The sequence below is a fragment of the Streptomyces sp. NPDC050485 genome (genome assembly GCF_044458185.1).
Lineage (GTDB): Bacteria > Actinomycetota > Actinomycetes > Streptomycetales > Streptomycetaceae > Streptomyces.
The window spans coordinates 118023-137414 of sequence record NZ_JBITHR010000006.1 but is presented as its reverse complement, the minus strand read 5'-3'; the positions used below and the strand labels follow the sequence as shown (position 1 = coordinate 137414).

Below are 19392 nucleotides of genomic sequence, written 5' to 3'. Positions count from 1 at the left end.
GTGTGTACGACGAAGATATGGCCGATCCTCCCACAACGGGCCACAACAGGGGGGCGGGGCTACTGCCCCGTAGGATGCGGTCGTCAACACGGGCCACTGGTCGGAGTGGGGAGCAGAAGCACATCGTGAGCAGCGAGAACGCAGAGGCCGGGGCGGACGGCCCGCTGGAAGCGCACCAGGACGAGCCCGCCGCCGAGTCGGGCACGGAATCGGCCACCGGGCCGGTCTGGGACGTCGTCGTGGTCGGCGCGGGTCCCGCGGGAGCCTCGGCGGCTTACGCGGCGGCGACCGCGGGGCGCAAGGTGCTGCTCCTGGAGAAGGCCGAACTGCCGCGCTACAAGACCTGCGGCGGCGGCATCATCGGCCCCTCGCGCGACGCCCTGCCGCCGGGTTTCCAACTGCCGCTCCAGGACCGGGTGCACGCGGTCACCTTCTCCCTGAACGGCAAGCTGACCCGGACCCGCCGGTCCAAGACGATGCTGTTCGGGCTGATCAACCGGCCCGAGTTCGACGCGGGCCTGGTCGCCGTCGCCGAGAAGGCGGGCGCCGTGATCCGTACCGGCGCCACCGTCTCCAAGGTCGAGCAGCACGGCTCGGCCGTGCCCGACCGGCGCACCGTCGCCGTCGTCCTGGCCGACGGGGAGACCGTCCTCGCGCGGGCCGTGGTCGGCGCGGACGGCAGCGCGAGCCGGATAGGGGCGCACGTCGGGGTGAAGACCGAGCAGGTCGACCTCGGGCTCGAAGCCGAGATCCCGGTGCCGCCGAGCGTGGCCGAGGACTGGGCGGGCCGGGTGCTCATCGACTGGGGCCCGCTGCCCGGCAGTTACGGATGGGTCTTCCCCAAGGGCGACACCCTGACCGTCGGGGTGATCTCGACGCGCGGCGAAGGCGCGGCCACCAAGCGCTATCTGGAGGACTTCATCGCCCGGCTCGGCCTCGCGGGTTTCGAACCGGCCGTCTCCTCGGGGCACTTGACACGCTGCCGCAGCGACGACTCGCCGCTGTCCCGCGGCCGGGTCCTGGTCTGCGGCGACGCGGCGGGCCTGCTGGAGCCGTGGACGCGGGAGGGCATCTCCTTCGCCCTGCGCTCCGGGCGCCTCGCGGGGGAGTGGGCGGTCCGCATCGCCGAGTCGCAGGACGCCGTCGACGCCCGCCGCCAGGCCCTGAACTACGCGTTCGCCATCAAGGCGGGCCTCGGGGTCGAGATGGGGGTGGGCCGCCGGATGCTGTCCCTCTTCGAGAAGCGGCCCCTGCTGCTGCACGCCGCGATCACCGGATTCCGGCCCGCGTGGAAGTCCTTCGCGGACATCACCCGCGGCGCGACGACACTGGCCGGTCTGGTCCGCAGTCACCCGATGGCCCGGCGCGCCCTGGACGCGGTCGACCGCTGACCCGCACGGGCGGGGCCGGACCGCTCCGGCCCCGCCCGCCAGGGCTCGGCCGCAGCCCGTGGTCGGCGCAGGGGAGGGCCACCGGGATCCTCCTCGGATGTGATGGGTCATCACATCTACTGGGAAGCAAGCGACTTGTGTGCCCGCCATCGCAAGTTCGGCCGAATGGACCCAGGTTCCCGTGCTGAACCGGACCCCGCGCCGGGCAGCGGGCACCCCATCGCGTGAAGCGCCCGGACGACACGGTTGCGGGCTCTTGACGCCCGGCGGCGGAAGGCGCTTTCATCCAGCCAGTGGCCCGGACCGCGGCGCGGTCCGGCCCGCGAGAGGTGCGCCCAGCCGGCCGGGACCCCTGACCGAGGTCCCGGTCCGGCCCGAGTCGCCAGGCCCCCTCCCCGGGGCCGAGGCGGGGACGTATCCGCGAGGGATGGAACGGATCATGCCGGCCGGCCCAGATCACTCCAGCGCCCCTTCACTCCCCAGCGTGCCGGGCCGCCGTGCGCTGCTCCGGGCCGGTGCCGGCTGCGCCCTGGGCGCGGTCGCCGCACCGGCACTTGCGGCCTGCGGCTCCTCCGCCGCCGACGGTGTCGGCCCCGACGGCACGGTGAGCGTCGAGCTGTGGCACGGCGCGACCGCCAGCGCCAAGCAGGCCATCGAAGACCTGGTCGCCCAGTTCAACCGCACCCACCCCAAGATCCATGTCGACACAGGTGGCGGGACGACCGCCGACGCCATGCTCCAGAAGGTCACCGCCGCGCTGGCCTCCGGGTCCTACCCGGACATCGCCTACATCTTCGGCTCGGACATCGCGAGCGTCGCCCGCAGCCCCCGCGTCGTCGACCTCACCTCGGCCCTGCGCGACGGGCCCGTGCCGTGGAACGACTACTGGGGTTCGCTGCGGGACGCGGTGACCATCAACGGGAAGGTGCGCGCCGCGCCCGCCCTCGTGGACTCCCTGGCGGTCATCTGCAACAAGACCCTGTTCGCGCGCGCCGGGCTGCCACTGCCCCAACCCGGCTGGAAATGGGCCGAGTTCATCGACACGGCCCACCGCCTCACCGACTCCGGCAAGGGCGTCTTCGGCACCGGCTGGCCCGGTGTCGGCGACGAGGACACCACCTGGCGGATGTGGCCGCTGGTGTGGGACCTCGGCGGGGAGGTCATCGCGCCCGGCGGCAAACGCATCGGCTTCGCCGACGAAGGCCGCAGAGCGCTGGAAACCGTCGCCCGTCTCGTCGCCGGCAACAGTGTCTACATCGACCCGAAGCCGGGCAGCCAGCAGCTGTACCAGGTCTTCCAGTCGGGACGCATGGGCATGGTGATGGCCGGGCCCTGGGCGCTGCCCGACATCATCGACGCCAAGGTGGACTACGCCGTGGTGCCGCTGCCCACCTACAGCGGCCGCCAGGTCACCATCGCGGGCCCCGACACCTGGACCGTCTTCGACAACGGCTCGGCCCGCTCGCAGGCGGCGATCCTGTTCGTCCGCTGGCTCATCGCGCCCGACCAGGACGTCACCTGGGCCGTCCGCGGCGCGAGCCTGCCACTCAGCACGGCCAGCGCGCGCCGCCCCGAATGGCTCCAGCACTCCGCGCGGACCGAAGGCCTGCCGGTGTTCACCAAGGCGCTGGAGTCGGCCCGGGTGCGGCCCGTGCACCCGGCGTATCCGCAGATCTCGCAGGCGCTCGGCGAGGCCGTCGTCGCGGTGCTGCTCGGCCGCTCGGCACCGGACGACGCGATGCGCCGGTGCGCCGAGAAGGCCGACGCCGCCCTGCTGATCCCGCGCTGAAGCCGACCCCGTGACTAAGCGCTCCGCGGGAAGTGACCCCCATCGCGGCGGAGTCGCTTGGTGTCACAGCCCCGCGCCCCTACAGGGCGCGGTACCGCACCGGACTTCCACAAGACCGCCTAGAAGGGTCTGAGAGATGAGACGTACCGGGCAGCGGACCCCCCGCCCCCTCACGCTCGACCCGACCCCGGCCGCCCGTGCCGCCAGACGCCGCCGGGCGCGCGGCGAGACCGCCACCGCCTGGGCCTTCATCAGCCCGGCCGTCCTGGTGATCCTCGGACTCGGCGTCGTACCGCTGCTGTGGTCGCTGCTGCTCTCGTTCCGAGCGGACGACCTGGTCACACCGGGCCGCTGGGTCGGGCTCGACAACTACCGCGCCCTCACCAAGGACCCGGCGTTCCGCACCGCCGTGGAGAACACCCTGATCTACGCGGGCGGCTACGTTCCCCTGAGCCTGGCCGGCGGGCTCGCCCTCGCGCTCGCCCTGAACCGGCGGATCCGCCTCGTCGGGCTCTACCGCACGCTGGTCTTCGTCCCGTTCGTGGTGTCGGCGACTGCCCAGGGCGTGCTGTTCTCCTTCATCTTCGACCCCGAGTTCGGCGCGGCGAACTCGTTCCTGCACCGGATCGGGGTGTCCCCGCAGGGCTTCCTCACCGACCCCGGCCAAGCGCTCTACGTCCTGTTGCTCATCTCGCTGTGGAGCGGCACCGGCTTCTGCGTCGTCGTGTACCTCGCCGCGCTCCAGGACGTCCCGGCCGAACTCCTCGAATCCGCCCGCCTCGACGGGGCGAACCCGGCCCAGGTGCTGCGCCACGTCACCCTGCCCTCGCTCACCCCGGTGACGGTGTTCCTGGTGCTGTGGCAGTTCATCACCGCCCTCCAGGTCTTCGACCTCGTGTACGTGACCACCAAGGGCGGCCCCCTCGGCGCCACCACCGTCATCGTCTACTTCGTGTGGGAGCAGGCCTTCCAGAACTTCACCGCCGGGTACGGCGCCGCCTCGGCCTATGTGCTCGCGATAGGCCTGGTGACCGCGGCCGTCGTGCTGCGGCTCTACCGGCGCCACCGGGAGCGTACGGGCCCAACAGGCGTACCTGGCAGGGGAGTTGTGCGAGCGGGAGGAGCAGGCCGATGACCGCGCCCACGATGGCCCAGGGGGCGGCCGCCTCTGTCGGCGCCCCGGCCCGCCGCACCGCACGGCGCCGCCGGCTGCCGTTCAGCCCCTGGCACCTGCTCCTCGTGCCGCTGTCGATCGGCTTCGCGCTGCCGCTCGTATGGCTGGTCGTCAGCTCCGTGATGACCGACGCGGAGGTCAACCGCTTCCCGCCCGCGCTGTGGCCGCACGGCATCGACCTCGGCGGCTACCGCTATGTGCTCGGCAACGCGATGTTCCCCCGCTGGTTCCTGAACTCGTGCATCGTCGCGTTCGTGGCCGTGACCTCGAACCTCCTGCTGGGCGCACTCGGCGGCTACGCCTTCGCGCGGATGCGGTTCGCCGGGTCGCGGCTGCTGCTCGGGCTGATGCTCGCGACCATGGCGGTCCCGTTCCAGCTCACCATGATCCCCACCTTCCTGGTGATGAAGTGGCTCGGACTCATCGACACTCTCGGTGCGCTGATCGTGCCGTCCCTGGTCACCCCGTTCGCCGTGTTTCTCTTCCGGCAGTTCTTCCTCTCCCTGCCCAGGGAGCTGGAGGAGGCCGCGTGGATCGACGGCTGCTCACGGCTGCGGGTGCTCGTCTCGATCGTGGCGCCGCTGGCCCGCCCAGCCCTCGCCACGGTCGCGGTCCTCACCTTCCTCGCCACCTGGAACGACCTCTCCTGGCCGCTCATCGCCATCAACCACGACACGCGGTACACCCTGCAACTGGGCCTGACCACCTTCCAGGGCCAGCACCACACCAAGTGGTCGGCGGTGATGGCCGGCAACGTCATCACCGTGCTGCCGGTCCTCGTCGCGTTCCTCTTCGCCCAGAAGACCTTCATCCAGTCGCTCACATCGAGCGGCCTGAAGGGCTGACCCGCGGTGTCACCGTCCGTCCGGGGCCGCGGCGGCACCGCCAACCGGCCCACCCGGTACGGGGCCCCCGCCCGCGCCCGGACTCAAGGGAGCACGGCATGACCGAAACCAGGATCGCCTTCATCGGGGCCGGCAGCGTGGAGTTCACCCAGGGGCTGCTCGCCGACCTGTTCGCCTTCCCCGAGTTCGCCCGCGCCCGCATCGCGCTGCACGACATCGACCCCGAGCGGCTCGCCACCAGCGAGGCCGCGGCCCACCACATCGCGGCCGAACTGGACGCGGCGCCGGTCGTCAGCGCCCACCTGGAGCGCCGCGCGGCGCTCGACGGCGCCGACTTCGTGATCAACACCGTCCAGGTCGGCATGACCGAGGCCACCCGCACCGACTTCGCGATCCCCGCCCGCTACGGGCTGCGCCAGACCATCGGCGACACCCTCGGCATCGGCGGCATCTTCCGCGCCCTGCGCACCTTCCCCCTGCTGCGCTCGCTCGCCGCCGACATCGCCGAACTCTGCCCGGACGCCTGGCTGTTGAACTACACCAACCCGATGGCGATGAACCTGCTCTACCTGCACCGGGTGGCCCCCGCGCTGCGGGCCGTGGGCCTGTGCCACTCCGTGTACTGGACGATGCGCGACCTGTCCGAACTGATCGGCGTGCCCTTCGCCGAGGTCTCCTACCTCGCGGCCGGGGTCAACCACCAGTCCTGGGTGCTGCGTTTCGAACGCGCGGGCCAGGACCTGCACCCGCTCCTGGACGAGACCATCGCCAAGGACCCCGGACTGCTGCGCCGGGTCCGCGTCGACATGTACCGCAGACTCGGCCACTACCCGACGGAGACCAGCGAGCACTCATCCGAGTACGTGCCCTGGTATCTGCACCACGACGAGGAGATCGACCGGCTGCGCCTGCCGGTCGGCGCCTACCTCGGCATCAGCGAGGACAACCTGGCCACCTACGCGCGTACCCGCGACGCCCTCGCCTCGGGCCGGCCGCTGCCCGTGGCGGGGACCATGGAGTACGCCCCGCAGATCATCCACAGCATCGTCACGGGCACCCCGCGCACGGTCTACGGCAACGTCCCCAACCACGGCCTGATCGACAACCTGCCCGCCGACTCGGTGGTCGAAGTCCCTTGCCTGGTCGATGCGTTGGGGGTGCAGCCCACCAGGACCGGCGCCCTGCCGCCGCAGTGCGCGGCGCTCAACCGCAGCTATGTCTCGGTCACCGATCTCGTGGTGCGGGCCGCCGTGCTCGGCGAGCCGCGCCACATCCGGCACGCCGCCATGACCGACCCGGCGACCGCGGCGGCGCTGCCCGTCGAGCGGATCTGGGACCTGTGCGACGACCTCGTACGGGCTCACGCGCCCCTGCTCCAGCCGGAGTTGCGCGCCGTGCTCGGGCACTGAGCCCGGGTGGGGTCACTGGGCGGGCGTGATGCGGAAGACGGGGTGGTCGGGGGCTATCCGGCGCAGCTCCTCGTCGCTGGAGTCGGGGCCGACGCCGTTGAAGAAGACGCCGACCTCGGCCTTCCAGCGCTTGAGGTAGGCGCGCAGCAGGGCGGGCTTGTCGTCGTCGGCGACCTCGACCGCGGTGAACGCCTCGGCCTTCTTGCCGAGGTGCAGTTCGCCGCCGCCCGCCGCCCGCATGTTGTGCGTCCACTGGACGTGTCCGCGCGGCGCGACCAGGTACTGCTCGCCGTCGACGGTCAGCAGGTTGACCGGCGTGCGGCGCCACTCGCCGCTCTTGCGGCCGCGGACCGCGAGGATGCGGGAACCCCAGACGCTCAGTCCGCGGCGGGTCATCCAGGCGACGGCCCGGTTGAAGACGTTGACCGTGAACCAGCCGGGCTTCTGGACGTGTGCGGATGCGGACATGGTGTGTCTCCCCTGAAGGTGAGAGAGAGCGGTGCTCTCGTTCGTGAGCAGTGTGCACCGAAGGGGTGCCGCAAAGCAAGAGCAGCGCTCTCGAAGGTGCCCACTGCTCCGATTTGTGTGCGCCAGTCGCGTTCTTGGCCACTGCTCTCCAGGCTGGCAGACTGGAGCCATGAGCACCGTCCAGGGAGCCCGCGCACGGGCACGTATCGAAGTCACCGCAGCCATCAAGGACGAGGCCAGGAGACAGCTGGCGGCGGACGGCGCGACGAAGCTCTCGCTCCGTGCCGTCGCCCGCGAGCTGGGCATGGTGTCCTCCGCGCTCTACCGGTACTTCCCGAGCCGGGACGAGCTGCTGACCGCCCTCATCGTGGACGCCTACGACGCGGCGGGGGAGGCCGCCGAGCACGCTCTCGCCCAGCAGAAGGCAGCCGCCTCACCCGCCGCCCGGTGGACCGCCGTCTGCCGTGCCGTACGTGCCTGGGCGCTCGCCCACCCCCATGAGTACGCCCTCATCTACGGTTCGCCCGTGCCCGGCTACACCGCACCCCAGGCGACCGTCGGCCCCGCGGCGCGGGTGGGGCTCGTCCTCATCTCGATCGCCCGGGACGCGCACCGGGGCAAGGGCATCGCGCCGCCGAAGCTCGCCGCGCCCCTGCGCGCCGAGGCCGAGCGGATGGCCGCCGACTTCGCCCCCGACCTGCCGCCGCCGGTGGCCGTCGCGCTCGTCGCCGCCTGGGCGCAGCTGTTCGGGCTGATCTCCTTCGAGGTGTTCGGCCAGTTCCACCGGGTCGTGGAGGACCGCGAGCCGTTCTTCGCGCACGCCGCCGGGCAGCTGGCCCGTTCGGTGGGCCTGGTACTCCCCGCGTAGTACGCGTGAGCACCTCGCCCGGCTGACGCCGCGGGCGCCGGCCCCGGTCTAGCGTGGCCGGTATGGAAGAGCAGCAGCCACCGCCCGCCGCCCGGCACGGCGGTCCACCCCGGGGGCGGGGCGGGCCGCCGCCCCTGCTGCGGCGCTGGGTGCGGGGGCACGACGGCGAGGAGGGCCGGGCCGGGCTGCCGTGGCTGTCGACGATCGCCCTCACCGCGTTCGTCCTGGTCGGTTCCACCTTCGCGGCACACTCCCAGACCGGCCGGGCCCCGCTCGACGTCTTCGCCCGGGTGCTCCTCCTCGCGAGCTGCGCGGTGCTGCTGGTCCGCCACCGCCACCCCCTCGTCGCGGTCTTCGCCAGCGCGGCGGCCGCCATGGTCTACCTCGGCGCCGGATATCCCTACGGCCCGGTCTTCCTCTCCGTCGCGGTCGGCTGCTTCGCCGCGGTCCTCGCCGGATACCGCCGGCAGGCCTGGGGCGCGCTCGGCATGCTCTGGCTGGGGCATCTGCTCGTCTCGCACTGGCTCTACCGCTGGCTGCCGCCGGAGGGCGGCTCCGCCGCGCCCTGGAGTCAGGAACTGGGGGTCGCCGCCTGGGCGGTGGCCATCATCGCGGTCGCCGAGCTGGTGCGCGTACGCAGGGAGCAGTGGGCCAGGGAACGGGCCGGGCGGGCCGCCGCCCAGAAGCGGCGGGCGGACGAGGAGCGGCTGCGGATCGCCCGCGAACTGCACGACGTGCTCGCCCACAGCATCTCGGTCATCAACGTCCAGGCGGGCGTCGGCCTCGCCCTCCTCGACTCCGACCCCGAACAGGCCCGCACCGCGCTGACCACCATCAAGTCCGCGAGCAAGGAGGCGCTCGGCGAGGTGCGCCAGGTCCTGGAGACCCTGCGCACGCCGGGCGACGCCCCGCGCTCACCGGCACCCGGCCTCGACCGGCTCCCCGAACTGGTCGAGCAGGCCGCGACCACCGGGCTCACCGTCGAGACCACCACGACCGGCGAGCGGACGGCCCTGCCGCCCGGCCTGGACCTGGCCGCCTTCCGGATCGTGCAGGAGGCCCTCACCAACGTCGTACGCCACTCCGCGGCGCGCACCGCGCGGGTCGCGGTCGGCTACCGGCCGGGCGCGCTCGTGCTGCGGATCGAGGACGAGGGGCCGGCGGCCGGCGGCGACGCGGGCGGCAGCGGCAACGGACTGATCGGCATGCGGGAGCGGGTCGCGGCGCTCGGTGGCACCATCGAGGCCGGGCCGCTCCCGGCCGGCGGCTTCCGCGTGACCGCCCGGCTTCCGCTGGCCGCCGACTCGAAGGAGACGTCTTGATCCGCGTACTGCTTGCCGACGACCAGCTCCTGGTACGGGCCGGGTTCGGGGCGCTGCTCGGCGCCCAGGGCGACATCGAGGTGGCGGGGGAGGCCGCCGACGGTGAGGAGGCGGTGCGCCTGGTGCGCGAACTGCGGCCGGACATCGTCCTGATGGACATCCGGATGCCCCGGCTCGACGGTCTCGCCGCCACCCGCAAGATCACCTCGGACCCGGACCTGGCCGCGGTGAAGGTGGTCATGCTCACCACCTTCGAACTCGACGAGTACGTCTTCGAGGCGATCCGAGCCGGAGCCTCCGGCTTCCTCGTCAAGGACACCGAACCGGACGAACTGCTGCGCGCGGTCCGCGCGGTGGTCGACGGTGACGCCCTGCTGTCACCGGGCGTCACCCGGCGGCTGATCGCCGAGTTCGCCGCCCGCTCGAAGGAGCCGGCCGCCGCCGGCAGTCTGGCCGAACTCACCGAGCGGGAACGGGAGGTGATGGCCCTGGTCGGCATCGGGCTCTCCAACGAGGAGATCGCCCGCCGGCTCGTCGTCAGCCCGTTGACCGCGAAGACCCACGTCAGCCGCACGATGGTGAAGCTCGGCGCCCGGGACCGGGCCCAACTGGTGGTCCTGGCCTACGAGTCGGGCCTGGTGCGCCCCGGCTGGCTGGGCTGACGCGGGCCCCGCTCCGCCCCGTACGGGAAGCGCCACAGCACGTGCACGGTCCGCCAGACGAACACGATGAGCGAGCAGCCGCCGCCGATGAGCAGCAGCACCCGCCGCAGGGGATGGGGGAGTTCGAGGGCGTAGCCGGAGCCGCCGATCGCGCCGAACACCACACCGGCCGCGAACAGGGCGCTGGCCAGCGCGTATCCGATCTCGATAGCGATGGCGCCCCGCTCGGCCCGGCTCCGTGTCCCCATGCGCGAAGTCTCACAGCAGGGGCGGCCGACGAGCAACAGGCGCCCGTCGGCCGCCCCTCCCCCGCTGCTCGCACCCGCAGACTACATGCGCTTGCATTGGATGCAGGGGCATTTAATTCCTATGCAACAAAATCGGTCATTTCTGCTACCGTGCGGACATGGCAGCTGAGAAGACCGAGCGCCTGCTCGTGGCGGAGTGGCGGGAGCTCCTCGCCGTTCACGCGCGTACGACCTGTGAGCTCGACCGCGAGCTCCATGCGTACGGCCTGGGCGCGAGCGACTTCGAGGTCCTCGACGTACTGGCCGAGGGGCGCGCGGACGACCGCGGCGGTGCCTTTCGGGTGCAGGAGCTGGCCGCGCGGATCCATCTCAGCCAGAGCGCGCTGTCCCGCCTCATCGGGCGCCTGGAGAAGGACGGCCTGGTGACGCGCGGGATGTGCAGCGAGGACCGCCGCGGTGTGAGCGTGTCGATCACGGAGTCCGGCCGGTCCCGGCATGCCGAGGTGCTGCCGCTCCAGCGGGCGGTGCTGGCCCGCACCCTCGCGGAACGCCCCGCGCGCTAGCACGACCCGCTCAGCCGCGCGTCACCGTCGCGTTCCGGGCGGCGTACCCGATCAGCGCGGCGCACGCGGCCAGCACGGCGACCGTCGTCAGGGCGACCGGCAGTGACGACCATTCGGCGAGGAAGCCGATCGCGGGCGGACCGAGCAGCATGCCGCCGTATCCCAGTGTGGACGCGGTGGCCACTCCGCCGGGCCCGGCCAGCGCGCCCGCCCGCGCGACGGCGACCGGGAAGATGTTGGCGAGGCCGAGACCCATCACCGCGAAGCCGGCCAGGGCGAGCCAGACCGTCGGTGCCAGCGCGCCGAGCAGCATCCCGGCACAAGCCGTGGTGCCGCCCGCCACCAACGTCCGGGTCTGGCCCAGGCGTTCGAGCAGCGCGGTGCCCGAGAGCCGCCCGGCCGTCATGGCCAGCGCGAACAGCGAGTAGCCCACGGCCGCGACGCCCGGCGCCGCTGCGAGGTCCTGCTCCAGGTGCAGCGCGCCCCAGTCCGCCATCGCGCCTTCGCCGTACGCCGTGCAGAGCGCGATCACGCCGAAGAGCAGCACAAGGCGGCGGGCCCGCCCGTCGATCCGCTGCCCTCCGGCGCGGGGCAGCTCCGCGTGCACCGGCGCCGGATGCCGCAGCAGTACCGGCCCGGCCAGCGCGGTCACCACGAGCCCGACCCCGGTCAGGGACAAGAGATGCGCGGCGGGGGAGAGGCTCCCGGCGATCAGCGCGCCGCCGCCCGCGCCGACCATCCCGCCGAGGCTGAACGCCGCGTGGAAGCTCGGCATCACCGGACGGCGCAGCGCCGCCACCAGGTCGACGGCCGCGCTGTTCATCGCCACGTTGATGCCGCCGTACGCGGCGCCGAACACCAGCAGCACCAGACCGAGCGCGAGTGCCGAGTGGGTCTGCGGCGGCAGCGCGATGGCCAGCGCCATCAGGGCGCCGCAGGCCACGGTCACCGGATGGCTCCCGAAGCGGCGGCAGAGCCGCCCGGTGAGCACCATCGTGGCCACCGCCCCGGCCGAGACGCCGAGCAGGGCCAGACCCAGGTCGCCCGCGGAGGCCCCGGTCTGCTGCTTGATCGCCGGGATGCGGACCACCCAGCCGGCGAAGAGGAAGCCGTCGAGTGCGAAGAACACGGTCAGGGCGGAGCGGAGGCGGAGCAGGGAGGGTGCGGCGGTGTCTTTGCCAGGGCCCCCCGGAACGGCCGTCCGTACTTTGTTTAGTAGCGGCACAAACTCAGGATAGGGGCAGCGCGGGCGCTCATCAACCGGTCGGGGCGGGCGTTCGGGCCGCTGAGGCGGGGCGATCTTGTGCGGGCGGCCGGGCGCCGCACGCATACCGCGAGCGGGCGATCTTGTGTGTGGGCGGGACACACAACGCAATGGCGGGGGAGCGATCGTGTGTGTGGGGGGCGGGTCACGCACGTATCGCGAGCGGTGATCGTGCGGGCGTGGCCGGGGCGTCGCCCCCTGCCGGGAGCACCGCCGGAAAGTCGGCCCGGTGCCGGCGTGTGGTGCGGGCAACTGCCGCGAGGGCGGCTTCCGTCCGGGATCATGGGAGACTCGCCCCCATGAACGGCAAGGCGACGACCACCCGGACCAGGCTGGAGAGGGGCCGCAGCGCGCTCGGACCCGCGCTCGAACTGGTACACACCGGTCGCGCGCCGACCCGTGCCGTGCTCACCGCCGAACTGGGCGTCACCCGCGCCACCGCCGGTGCGGTCGCCGCCGAACTCGAAGCGCTCGGCCTGATCCAGGTCGACTCCCGGCCCGCCGCGGCCGGATCCCAGGGCCGCCCCTCGCACCGGCTCGCCGTCAACGACGCCGGGCCCGTGGCGCTCGCCGCGCAGGTGCACGCCGACGGCTTCCGGGCCGCGCTCGTCGGCCTCGGTGGCGAGATCGTCGCCACCGCCCCCGGCTGTGTGACCGTCTCGGCCGACCCGGCCCAGGTCCTCGGCGAGGTCGTCGAAGCGGGCGCCGCGCTCCTCAAGGGCAGCGGCCGCCGCTGTGTGGGCGCGGGGCTCGCCGTGCCCTCCGCCGTCGCGGAACCCGAGGGGACCGCGCTCAACCCGCTGCACCTGGCCTGGCCCGCCGGGTCCCCGGTGCGCGAGATCTTCGCCGAACGGGTACGCGCCGCCGGCATCACAGGACCCGCCCTCACCGGCAACGACGTCAACCTCGCGGCGCTCGCCGAGCACCGGCACGGCGCGGGCCGCGGCGCCGAGCACCTGCTCTGCGTCGCCACCGGCCACCGCGGCGTCGGCGGCGCGCTCGTCCTCGACGGCCGCCTGCACACGGGGAGTTCGGGCCTGGCCCTGGAGGTCGGCCACCTCACGGTGAACCCCGAGGGCCGCCCCTGCTACTGCGGAAGCCGCGGCTGCCTCGACGTCGAGGCCGACCCGCTGGCCTTCCTCACGGCGGCCGGGCGCGACCCCGGCCCCGAGGTGTCGCTCCTCGAACAGTCACGGGCCCTGCTGCACCACGAGTACGCGGACCTCTCGGTGCGGCGCGCCGCCGAGGAACTCATCGACCGGCTCGGCCTGGGACTTGCCGGACTCGTCAACATCCTCAACCCCGACCGGATCATCCTCGGCGGTCTGCACAAGGCCCTCCTGGAGGCGGACCCCGACCGGCTGCGGGCCGTCGTCGCGGACCGCAGCCTGTGGGGCCGCAGCGGGGGCGTCCCGATCCTGTCGTGCTCCCTCGACCACAACAGCCTGGTCGGCGCCGCCGAGTTGGCGTGGCAGCCGGTGCTCGACGACCCGCTGGGCGCACTGGCTCACCAGGCGTAGACCCGCGCCGGGTTGGCGACGAGCAGCTGGTCCACCAGCTCCTTGCCCAGGGTGAGTTCGAGCCTCGGCCGCACCCGGCGCAGCAGGTACGGCATGCCCGGGGTGTCCGGGGTCACGGTGTCCCCGCCGAGCAGCAGCCGGTCCCCGAACCCCGCGTCGGCCAGTGCCCGCAGCGCGTCCGGCATCCGCCAGTCCGTGCCGTGGTTGGTGCGGGACGGGCCGTCGAACGCGAGGAACGCGCCCGCCTCCGCCGCGAGCCGGTGCACGGTGAAGTCGGGGGAGCGGTTGAGGTGGCCCAGGATCACGCTCTCGGGCCGCACCCCCAACTCCCCGCAGAGCAGGTCGAGTACATCGAGCGCCCCGGTGCCCAGCTCCAGATGGACGGCGATCGGCGCGAGCGTGCGGTGGTGGGCCTCGGCGGCGGCCCGCATCGTGAGCGTGGCGTGCTCATCGAGCCCGTGGAAGCCGCCCGCGACCTTGATCAGGCCCGCGCGGACCCCCGTAGCGCCGATGCCCTCGGTCAGCTCGCCGACGAAGAGCTCGGCGAGCCGATCGCGTACCGCATCGAGCAACTCGCCCGCATAATGGGCGGCTTGGTGCAGTCCGGTGGCGGCGATGATGTGCACCCCGCTGGTGCGCGACAGTGCGGGCAGCTCGGCGGTCCGCCGCCCCATGCCGTACGGGGTCCACTGGACCACCGTGCCGCCGCCCAGCGCGCCGAACCCGGCCAGCCGGGCCGCCGCGTCCGCGACGTCGTCCAGCTCCTTGCCCGGCAACTGCGGGCTGCGGATGAAGAGATGGTCGTGCGCATCGACGACGCCGAGCCGGTCGGCCGGCACCTCGCCGAGCACCGTGCGCACCGTGCTCACCAGTGCCTCCCCGAGCGGAGCCCGGCGCGCCCGGGCTGCGACAGGTGCAGCACCTGGTACCGGTCGCCGGACGCCTGCGGGTCCGCCTGCTCCCAGAGTGTGAACCGCACCAGTTCCCAGCGGCTGGGGTCGATGGCCACGGCGCTCGCCACCATCCCGGGCTCCACCGGCCTCGCCACCTCGGCCGCCACGAACCGGGCCGGTTCGACGTCCTCGGGGACGGGCACGCGCAGGACGGTCGCGGCGGCCGGAGCGGCCCCGGACGCGGGGCCCTCGGCGTACGACAGACCCATCCAGTGCCGCACCCGGGGACGCCCGAAGTCGTTGACGACCCCCTGGAACCCGGGGCCCCAGAGGAAGGAGTTCATGCCTTCGGGCGTGGCCCACAAATAGAACGAGGCATAGGAGTTGACCGGGCTGCCGGCGTCCCGCTCCCGCATCAGATAGGCCTTCAGCCCGAGCCCCGGAAAGTCGTCAAGCAGCGGCCCCTTGGTCGCCACCCGCTTGCGGATGATCTCCATGTCGTAGTCGGCGGGGAGGATTGTCTCGTACTGCATCGCGTGCATGGCGTACTCCTCAGGCGGCAGGACCGGTCGTGGTCGGGTGGGCGGGTGATGTGCGTAGAGTCCGTTGCCTCACCGGGAGCCGGCGGGCGGGGCGAGCAGCGAGAGCAGTCCCCGTGCGCCCGCGTCGAAAGCGGCGGGTGAACCGGAGGCGCGGGCCAGCACATAGCCGCCCTGCACGGTCGCCACCACGGCGGCGGCGATCTCCTCGGGCACCACGGAAGCGGGGAACTCGCCCTGGTCCAGGCCCTCTTGGACGATGGTGGCGAGCCTGGCCCGCAGCCAGTCGATGGTCTCGTCCACCGGCGCGCGCAACTCGGCGCTGGCGATGACCTCGGGATCCATCGTCAGCCGGCCGACCGGGCAGCCGCGCAGCACATCGCGCTCGCGCAGCAGATACGCCGCAATGCGTTCGTACGCCGTGCCGCCGCCCCCGAACGAGGCCTCGGCCGCCGCCCGCAGCTCCTCGGCGGTGCGCCGGATCGCGGCAAGCGCCAGATCGGGCTTGCCCGTGAAGTGGTGGTACATGCTGCCCTGGCCGGCGCCCGCCTGCTGCTGGATCGCCTTGGGGCTGGTCCCTCCATAGCCCCGCTCCCACAAAAGGTCGCGGGTGGCTTCGATCAGACGCTCCGGGGTACTCATGCCCTCACTGTACATACCAGTAGGTACAGAGACCAGAGCAGTCGCCGAAGTCCGGTCTACTCCCCGCGTGGTACGCGGACTGCCGCTGGCCGTACGACGACCCGGGCCCCCTCCCGGCGGGAGGCTCGAAGCATCGAACAACCACCCCTGCCGAGGGAGCTGACCGAGATGAACACCCTGGCCTACGCCGGACCCGGACCCTGGATCCTCTTCGTTCCACTGATCTGGGCCGCCGTCATCCTCACCGTCGTCACCGTGCTGCGCCGCGCCGGATGGCGGGGCCGCCGGGGCCCCTGGCGACCGCCCATGGACGACAGGTCACCCATCGCCGTGCTCGGCCGCAGGTTCGCCTCCGGCGAGATCGACGAGGAGGAGTACTGGCGCCGGATCTCCGTCCTGGAGGAGCACTTCGGGCGTACGGACATCACCGGCACCCGCAAGGGCGGTGCGGCATGACCACCGCAGTCCGCACCGCCTGCGCCGCCCGGGTCGTCGGCGCCGTGAAGGTCTACGGCGCCGGTGACACCGAAGTGAGGGCCCTGGACGGGGTGAGCGTCGGCTTCCACGCCGGACGCTTCACCGCGATCATGGGGCCCTCGGGCTCCGGCAAGTCCACTCTGATGCACTGCGCCGCCGGGCTCGACGCCCTCAGCTCCGGCTCCGCCTACATCGGCGACACCGACCTGAGCGCCCTGGACGACCGCAGGCTCACCCTTCTGCGGCGCGAACGCGTCGGCTTCGTCTTCCAGGCCTTCAACCTCGTCCCCACGCTCACCGTCGCCGAGAACATCACGCTGCCCCTCGACCTCGCGGGGCAGCGCGGCGACCGCGAGTGGATCGACGCGCTCATCGACACCGTGGGCCTGCGCGACCGGCTGCACCACCGCCCCGCCGAACTCTCCGGTGGCCAGCAGCAGCGGGTCGCCGTCGCCCGCGCCTTCGCGGGTCGCCCCGACGTCGTCTTCGCGGACGAGCCGACCGGAAACCTCGACTCGCGGGCCGGTGAAGAAGTACTGGGGCTGCTCGGCCGGACCGTCCGCCGGACCGCCCGCACCGTCGTCATGGTCACCCACGACCCGGTCGCCGCCGCCCACGCCGACGAGGTGCTCTTCCTCGCCGACGGCCGCCTCGTCGACCGGATGCCCGACCCCACCGCCGAACGCGTCCTCGACCGCATGCGCCTCCTGTCGCAGGGCGACGACAGCGCCAACTCCCAAGGGAGGCAGGGGGCATGAACGCCGCGCTGCGCCTCAGTCTCACCTCACTGCGCTCCCACCGGCGCCGCTTCGCGGGCACCTTCATCGCCGTCCTGCTCGGCGTCGCCTTCCTCACCGGAACGCTCGTCATGGGCGACACACTCCGCGCCAGCTTCGACACCCTCTTCACGAACGCCGACGCCGGTACCGACGCCGTCGTCCGCAGCGCGAACGTGGTCACCGTCTCCGGCGCGGGCCAGGGCACCCGCCGCCCCGTCGACACCTCCCTGGCCACGGCGATCCGGAACACCCCCGGCGTGGCGGCCGCGGCCCCCGTCGTGGAGGGCGCCGGCCAGCTCGTCGGCGCCGACGGCAAGCCGGTCGGCGGCCAGGGCCCGCCCACCCGCGCCGGGAACTGGATCACCGACCCGAAGCTCAACCCGTACCAACTGGCCCGGGGCCGCGCCCCGCAGGCGCCCGGCGAGGTCGTCGTCAACCGGGGCGCCGCCGACAAGGGCGGCCTCAAACTCGGCGACACGACCGTGCTGCGCGCCCCGGACCCGGTCACCGTGCACATCGTCGGCATCGCCACCTTCGGCGGCGAGGACGGCATGGGGCAGGTCACCTACGCCGGAATGACCCTCGCCGACGCACAGAAGTACCTCGCACCCAAGCCCGGCGAGGCCTCCTCCATCGCGGTGCGCGCGGGCCCCGGCGTCAGCCAGCGGCAGCTCGTCGACCGGCTGACTCCCGTACTGCCCAAGGGAGTTGAAGCCATCACCGGCCAGGCCGCGTCCGCCGAGACGCTCGACACCGTCGCCGGAACGTTCCTGAACCTCTTCACCACCCTCCTGCTGGTGTTCTCCGGCATCGCGCTGCTCGTGGCGACGTTCTCCATCAACAACACCTTCGCGATCGTCGTCGCCCAGCGCACCCGCGAGAACGCCCTGCTGCGCGCCCTGGGCGCCTCCCGCAGGCAGGTCGCCACATCAACGCTCGCCGAGGCCACGGTCGTCGCGGCCGCCGCCTCCGCCGTCGGAGTGCTCGCCGGGATCGGCATCGCGGCCGGACTCCAGGCACTCTTCCCGGCCATCGGATTCCCGTTCCCGAACGGGGACTTGGTGATCAGCGGGCTCTCCGTCGCCCTGCCGATCGCCGTCGGCGTCGCGGTCTGCCTCGGCTCGGCGTTGCTGCCCGCGCTACGGGCCGGCCGCACCGCACCGCTGGCCGCCCTGCGCGAGACGGCCGTCGACCAGTCGGGCACCTCCCGGGCGCGCACGCTCACCGGCGGCATCCTGCTGCCCGTCGGCGTGGGCACCACCCTCGCCGGAGTGCTCGCGGGACCGAACGTCCTGCTCGCCGGGGTGGGCGCGGTGCTGACCCTGGCCGCCTTCGTGGTGCTCGGACCCGTCGCGTCCTCGCGCGCCGTACGCGTCCTCGGCCGCCCGCTCGACACGGCGCGCGGCATCACCGGCGCGCTCGCCCGTCGCAATGCTCTGCGCAACCCCAAGCGCACCGCCGCCACCGCGACGGCGCTGATGATCGGCGTCGCGGTCGTCTCCCTCTTCACCGTGTTCGGCGCCTCGCTGAAGACGACCATGGACCGGACGGTCTCGCGGTCCTTCGCGGGCGATGTCGCCGTCAGCGCGCGGGCGTTCGGCGCGGGAGGGGCGGGCATCAGCCCCCGACTGGCGCCCGCAGTAGCCAAGTTGCCCGAGGTGAAGACCGCGGTCGGCCTCGGCAAGGGCGTCGCGGACGTCGACGGCGGCGGGCGCGCCCTGACCGTCGCCGACCCGGCGAAGCTCCCGGGCGTACTCGACCTCGGCGCGGTCCGGGGATCGCTCGGCGGCCTCGGCACCAGCGGTCTCGCGGTCTCCGCCGACGAGGCGGCCAAGAAGGGCTGGCACCCCGGCTCCACGGCCCAACTCGCCTTCCCCGACGGGCAGAAGCAGACCTTCACGGTCCGTGCGGTGTACGCGCGGAAGGAGCTGGCGGGCGACTACATGCTCACCCGCGAGGCCTGGGCGCCGCACCGGGGCCAGGAGTCCGACAGCCTGGTCGCCGTCTCCTTCAAGCCCGGTGTCCCGGCCGCCGACGGCAGGAAGGCGGTCCAGCGGACCGCGGCCGCCTACGGCAACCCGCAGGTGCAGACCCGCGACGAGTACGCCGCGTCCTCGGCGAGCGGCATCGACATGATGCTCACCCTGGTCTACGCGCTGCTCGCGCTGGCCGTCGTCATCGCCCTGCTCGGCATCGCCAACACCCTCACCCTCGCCGTCCACGAACGCACCCGCGAACTGGGTCTGCTGCGCGCGGTCGGCCAGACCAGGGCCCAACTGCGGTCCATGGTCCGCTGGGAGTCGGTGCTCGTCGCCGCGTTCGGCACGGTGGGCGGCCTCGTCCTGGGCGGCTTCCTCGGCTGGGTGCTCGTCAAGGCGTCCGACTCGGCCGGTACCGGCGCGTTCGCGCTGCCGCCGGTCCAGCTGACGGTGGTCGCCCTGGTCGGCCTGCTGGCCGGTGCGGTGGCGGGCTGGCGGCCCGCGCGCCGGGCTGCGCGACTCGACGTACTGCGCGCGGTCGCCACCGAATAGCACCGGGT

Annotated in this window: 19 protein-coding genes; 13 read left to right on the top strand and 6 right to left on the bottom strand. The window is 73.1% G+C overall.

Annotated elements, in window-relative coordinates; all coding sequences use genetic code 11:
* Positions 1 to 125: 125 nt before the first annotated feature.
* The 5 genes from ACIBK6_RS14630 to ACIBK6_RS14610 all read left to right on the top strand — a co-directional run bounded on the left by ACIBK6_RS14630 (position 126) and on the right by ACIBK6_RS14610 (position 6608).
* Entirely contained in the window at positions 126 to 1391 is a 1266-nt protein-coding gene (locus tag ACIBK6_RS14630; protein ID WP_399051572.1) for a geranylgeranyl reductase family protein, read from the top strand.
* 439 nt (positions 1392 to 1830) lie between these two features.
* Positions 1831 to 3180 (top strand): ABC transporter substrate-binding protein, encoded by a 1350-nt coding sequence (locus tag ACIBK6_RS14625; protein ID WP_399051571.1) that lies wholly within the window; start codon positions 1831 to 1833, stop codon positions 3178 to 3180.
* Positions 3181 to 3316: 136 nt separating this feature from the next.
* Entirely contained in the window at positions 3317 to 4315 is a 999-nt protein-coding gene (locus ACIBK6_RS14620) for a carbohydrate ABC transporter permease (protein WP_399051570.1), read from the top strand.
* Entirely contained in the window at positions 4312 to 5199 is an 888-nt protein-coding gene (locus ACIBK6_RS14615) for a carbohydrate ABC transporter permease (RefSeq protein ID WP_399051569.1), read from the top strand. Before ACIBK6_RS14620 ends, ACIBK6_RS14615 begins: the two co-directional genes overlap by 4 nt.
* 98 nt (positions 5200 to 5297) lie before the next feature.
* Positions 5298 to 6608, top strand: a complete 1311-nt coding sequence (locus ACIBK6_RS14610) for an alpha-glucosidase/alpha-galactosidase (protein WP_399051568.1) — start codon at positions 5298 to 5300, stop codon at positions 6606 to 6608.
* A gap of 12 nt (positions 6609 to 6620) precedes the next feature.
* Here the strand turns inward: ACIBK6_RS14610 and ACIBK6_RS14605 are convergent, their stop codons facing one another.
* On the bottom strand, positions 6621 to 7076 hold the full coding sequence (locus tag ACIBK6_RS14605; protein WP_399051567.1) for a nitroreductase family deazaflavin-dependent oxidoreductase: 456 nt from the start codon (positions 7074 to 7076) through the stop codon (positions 6621 to 6623).
* 169 nt (positions 7077 to 7245) lie between these two features.
* Between ACIBK6_RS14605 and ACIBK6_RS14600 the strand changes: the two genes are divergently transcribed.
* The 3 genes from ACIBK6_RS14600 to ACIBK6_RS14590 all read left to right on the top strand — a co-directional run bounded on the left by ACIBK6_RS14600 (position 7246) and on the right by ACIBK6_RS14590 (position 9928).
* Entirely contained in the window at positions 7246 to 7944 is a 699-nt protein-coding gene (locus tag ACIBK6_RS14600) for a TetR/AcrR family transcriptional regulator (protein WP_399051566.1), read from the top strand.
* Between the two features lie 62 nt (positions 7945 to 8006).
* Complete coding sequence (locus tag ACIBK6_RS14595) at positions 8007 to 9266, top strand: sensor histidine kinase (RefSeq protein WP_399051565.1); 1260 nt, start codon at positions 8007 to 8009, stop codon at positions 9264 to 9266.
* The gene (locus ACIBK6_RS14590) at positions 9263 to 9928 is read left to right on the top strand and encodes a response regulator (protein ID WP_399051564.1); all 666 of its coding nucleotides are present in this window, start codon (positions 9263 to 9265) and stop codon (positions 9926 to 9928) included. The genes ACIBK6_RS14595 and ACIBK6_RS14590 overlap by 4 nt, the downstream gene beginning before the upstream one ends.
* On the opposite strand, the gene ACIBK6_RS14585 is transcribed toward ACIBK6_RS14590, so the two are convergent.
* On the bottom strand, positions 9889 to 10176 hold the full coding sequence (locus ACIBK6_RS14585; RefSeq protein ID WP_399051563.1) for a DUF6332 family protein: 288 nt from the start codon (positions 10174 to 10176) through the stop codon (positions 9889 to 9891). The genes ACIBK6_RS14590 and ACIBK6_RS14585 overlap by 40 nt on opposite strands.
* 158 nt (positions 10177 to 10334) lie before the next feature.
* On the opposite strand from ACIBK6_RS14585, the gene ACIBK6_RS14580 reads away from it, so the two are divergent.
* Complete coding sequence (locus tag ACIBK6_RS14580) at positions 10335 to 10739, top strand: MarR family winged helix-turn-helix transcriptional regulator (RefSeq protein WP_399051562.1); 405 nt, start codon at positions 10335 to 10337, stop codon at positions 10737 to 10739.
* A 10-nt stretch (positions 10740 to 10749) separates the two neighbouring features.
* On the opposite strand, the gene ACIBK6_RS14575 is transcribed toward ACIBK6_RS14580, so the two are convergent.
* Positions 10750 to 11964, bottom strand: coding sequence for an MFS transporter (locus ACIBK6_RS14575; RefSeq protein ID WP_399051561.1), 1215 nt, complete (start codon positions 11962 to 11964; stop codon positions 10750 to 10752).
* A 338-nt stretch (positions 11965 to 12302) separates the two neighbouring features.
* Between ACIBK6_RS14575 and ACIBK6_RS14570 the strand changes: the two genes are divergently transcribed.
* On the top strand, positions 12303 to 13523 hold the full coding sequence (locus tag ACIBK6_RS14570) for an ROK family protein (protein ID WP_399051560.1): 1221 nt from the start codon (positions 12303 to 12305) through the stop codon (positions 13521 to 13523).
* On the opposite strand, the gene ACIBK6_RS14565 is transcribed toward ACIBK6_RS14570, so the two are convergent.
* The 3 genes from ACIBK6_RS14565 to ACIBK6_RS14555 form a co-directional block, all read right to left on the bottom strand.
* Positions 13511 to 14395 carry a phosphotriesterase gene (locus tag ACIBK6_RS14565; protein WP_399051856.1) on the bottom strand — a complete coding sequence of 295 codons (885 nt, stop codon included), beginning with the start codon at positions 14393 to 14395 and terminating at the stop codon, positions 13511 to 13513. The genes ACIBK6_RS14570 and ACIBK6_RS14565 overlap by 13 nt on opposite strands.
* The gene (locus ACIBK6_RS14560) at positions 14389 to 14958 is read right to left on the bottom strand and encodes a DUF4865 family protein (protein WP_399051559.1); all 570 of its coding nucleotides are present in this window, start codon (positions 14956 to 14958) and stop codon (positions 14389 to 14391) included. The genes ACIBK6_RS14565 and ACIBK6_RS14560 overlap by 7 nt, the downstream gene beginning before the upstream one ends.
* A gap of 69 nt (positions 14959 to 15027) precedes the next feature.
* Complete coding sequence (locus ACIBK6_RS14555; RefSeq protein WP_399051558.1) at positions 15028 to 15612, bottom strand: TetR/AcrR family transcriptional regulator; 585 nt, start codon at positions 15610 to 15612, stop codon at positions 15028 to 15030.
* A 153-nt stretch (positions 15613 to 15765) separates the two neighbouring features.
* Between ACIBK6_RS14555 and ACIBK6_RS14550 the strand changes: the two genes are divergently transcribed.
* From ACIBK6_RS14550 to ACIBK6_RS14540, 3 genes are read left to right on the top strand one after another with little or no spacing between them, the layout of a single operon-like run.
* Positions 15766 to 16053, top strand: coding sequence for an SHOCT domain-containing protein (locus ACIBK6_RS14550; protein WP_399051557.1), 288 nt, complete (start codon positions 15766 to 15768; stop codon positions 16051 to 16053).
* Positions 16050 to 16832: an ABC transporter ATP-binding protein gene (locus tag ACIBK6_RS14545; protein ID WP_399051556.1), complete on the top strand. Its 783-nt coding sequence runs from the start codon at positions 16050 to 16052 to the stop codon at positions 16830 to 16832. The genes ACIBK6_RS14550 and ACIBK6_RS14545 overlap by 4 nt, the downstream gene beginning before the upstream one ends.
* Positions 16829 to 19384, top strand: a complete 2556-nt coding sequence (locus tag ACIBK6_RS14540) for an ABC transporter permease (RefSeq protein WP_399051555.1) — start codon at positions 16829 to 16831, stop codon at positions 19382 to 19384. The genes ACIBK6_RS14545 and ACIBK6_RS14540 overlap by 4 nt, the downstream gene beginning before the upstream one ends.
* Positions 19385 to 19392: the final 8 nt, after the last annotated feature.

What these genes read in the sequence shown, in the direction of transcription:
- ACIBK6_RS14625 (WP_399051571.1), top strand. Translation starts at nt 1,831, where the DNA reads ATGCCGGCCGGCCCAGATCACTCCAGCGCCCCTTCACTCCCCAGCGTG.
- ACIBK6_RS14620 (WP_399051570.1), top strand. Translation starts at nt 3,317, where the DNA reads ATGAGACGTACCGGGCAGCGGACCCCCCGCCCCCTCACGCTCGACCCG.
- ACIBK6_RS14615 (WP_399051569.1), top strand. Translation starts at nt 4,312, where the DNA reads ATGACCGCGCCCACGATGGCCCAGGGGGCGGCCGCCTCTGTCGGCGCC.
- ACIBK6_RS14610 (WP_399051568.1), top strand. Translation starts at nt 5,298, where the DNA reads ATGACCGAAACCAGGATCGCCTTCATCGGGGCCGGCAGCGTGGAGTTC.
- ACIBK6_RS14605 (WP_399051567.1), bottom strand. Translation starts at nt 7,076, where the DNA reads ATGTCCGCATCCGCACACGTCCAGAAGCCCGGCTGGTTCACGGTCAAC.
- ACIBK6_RS14600 (WP_399051566.1), top strand. Translation starts at nt 7,246, where the DNA reads ATGAGCACCGTCCAGGGAGCCCGCGCACGGGCACGTATCGAAGTCACC.
- ACIBK6_RS14595 (WP_399051565.1), top strand. Translation starts at nt 8,007, where the DNA reads ATGGAAGAGCAGCAGCCACCGCCCGCCGCCCGGCACGGCGGTCCACCC.
- ACIBK6_RS14585 (WP_399051563.1), bottom strand. Translation starts at nt 10,176, where the DNA reads ATGGGGACACGGAGCCGGGCCGAGCGGGGCGCCATCGCTATCGAGATC.
- ACIBK6_RS14580 (WP_399051562.1), top strand. Translation starts at nt 10,335, where the DNA reads ATGGCAGCTGAGAAGACCGAGCGCCTGCTCGTGGCGGAGTGGCGGGAG.
- ACIBK6_RS14570 (WP_399051560.1), top strand. Translation starts at nt 12,303, where the DNA reads ATGAACGGCAAGGCGACGACCACCCGGACCAGGCTGGAGAGGGGCCGC.
- ACIBK6_RS14560 (WP_399051559.1), bottom strand. Translation starts at nt 14,958, where the DNA reads ATGCACGCGATGCAGTACGAGACAATCCTCCCCGCCGACTACGACATG.
- ACIBK6_RS14555 (WP_399051558.1), bottom strand. Translation starts at nt 15,612, where the DNA reads ATGTACAGTGAGGGCATGAGTACCCCGGAGCGTCTGATCGAAGCCACC.
- ACIBK6_RS14550 (WP_399051557.1), top strand. Translation starts at nt 15,766, where the DNA reads ATGAACACCCTGGCCTACGCCGGACCCGGACCCTGGATCCTCTTCGTT.
- ACIBK6_RS14545 (WP_399051556.1), top strand. Translation starts at nt 16,050, where the DNA reads ATGACCACCGCAGTCCGCACCGCCTGCGCCGCCCGGGTCGTCGGCGCC.
- ACIBK6_RS14540 (WP_399051555.1), top strand. Translation starts at nt 16,829, where the DNA reads ATGAACGCCGCGCTGCGCCTCAGTCTCACCTCACTGCGCTCCCACCGG.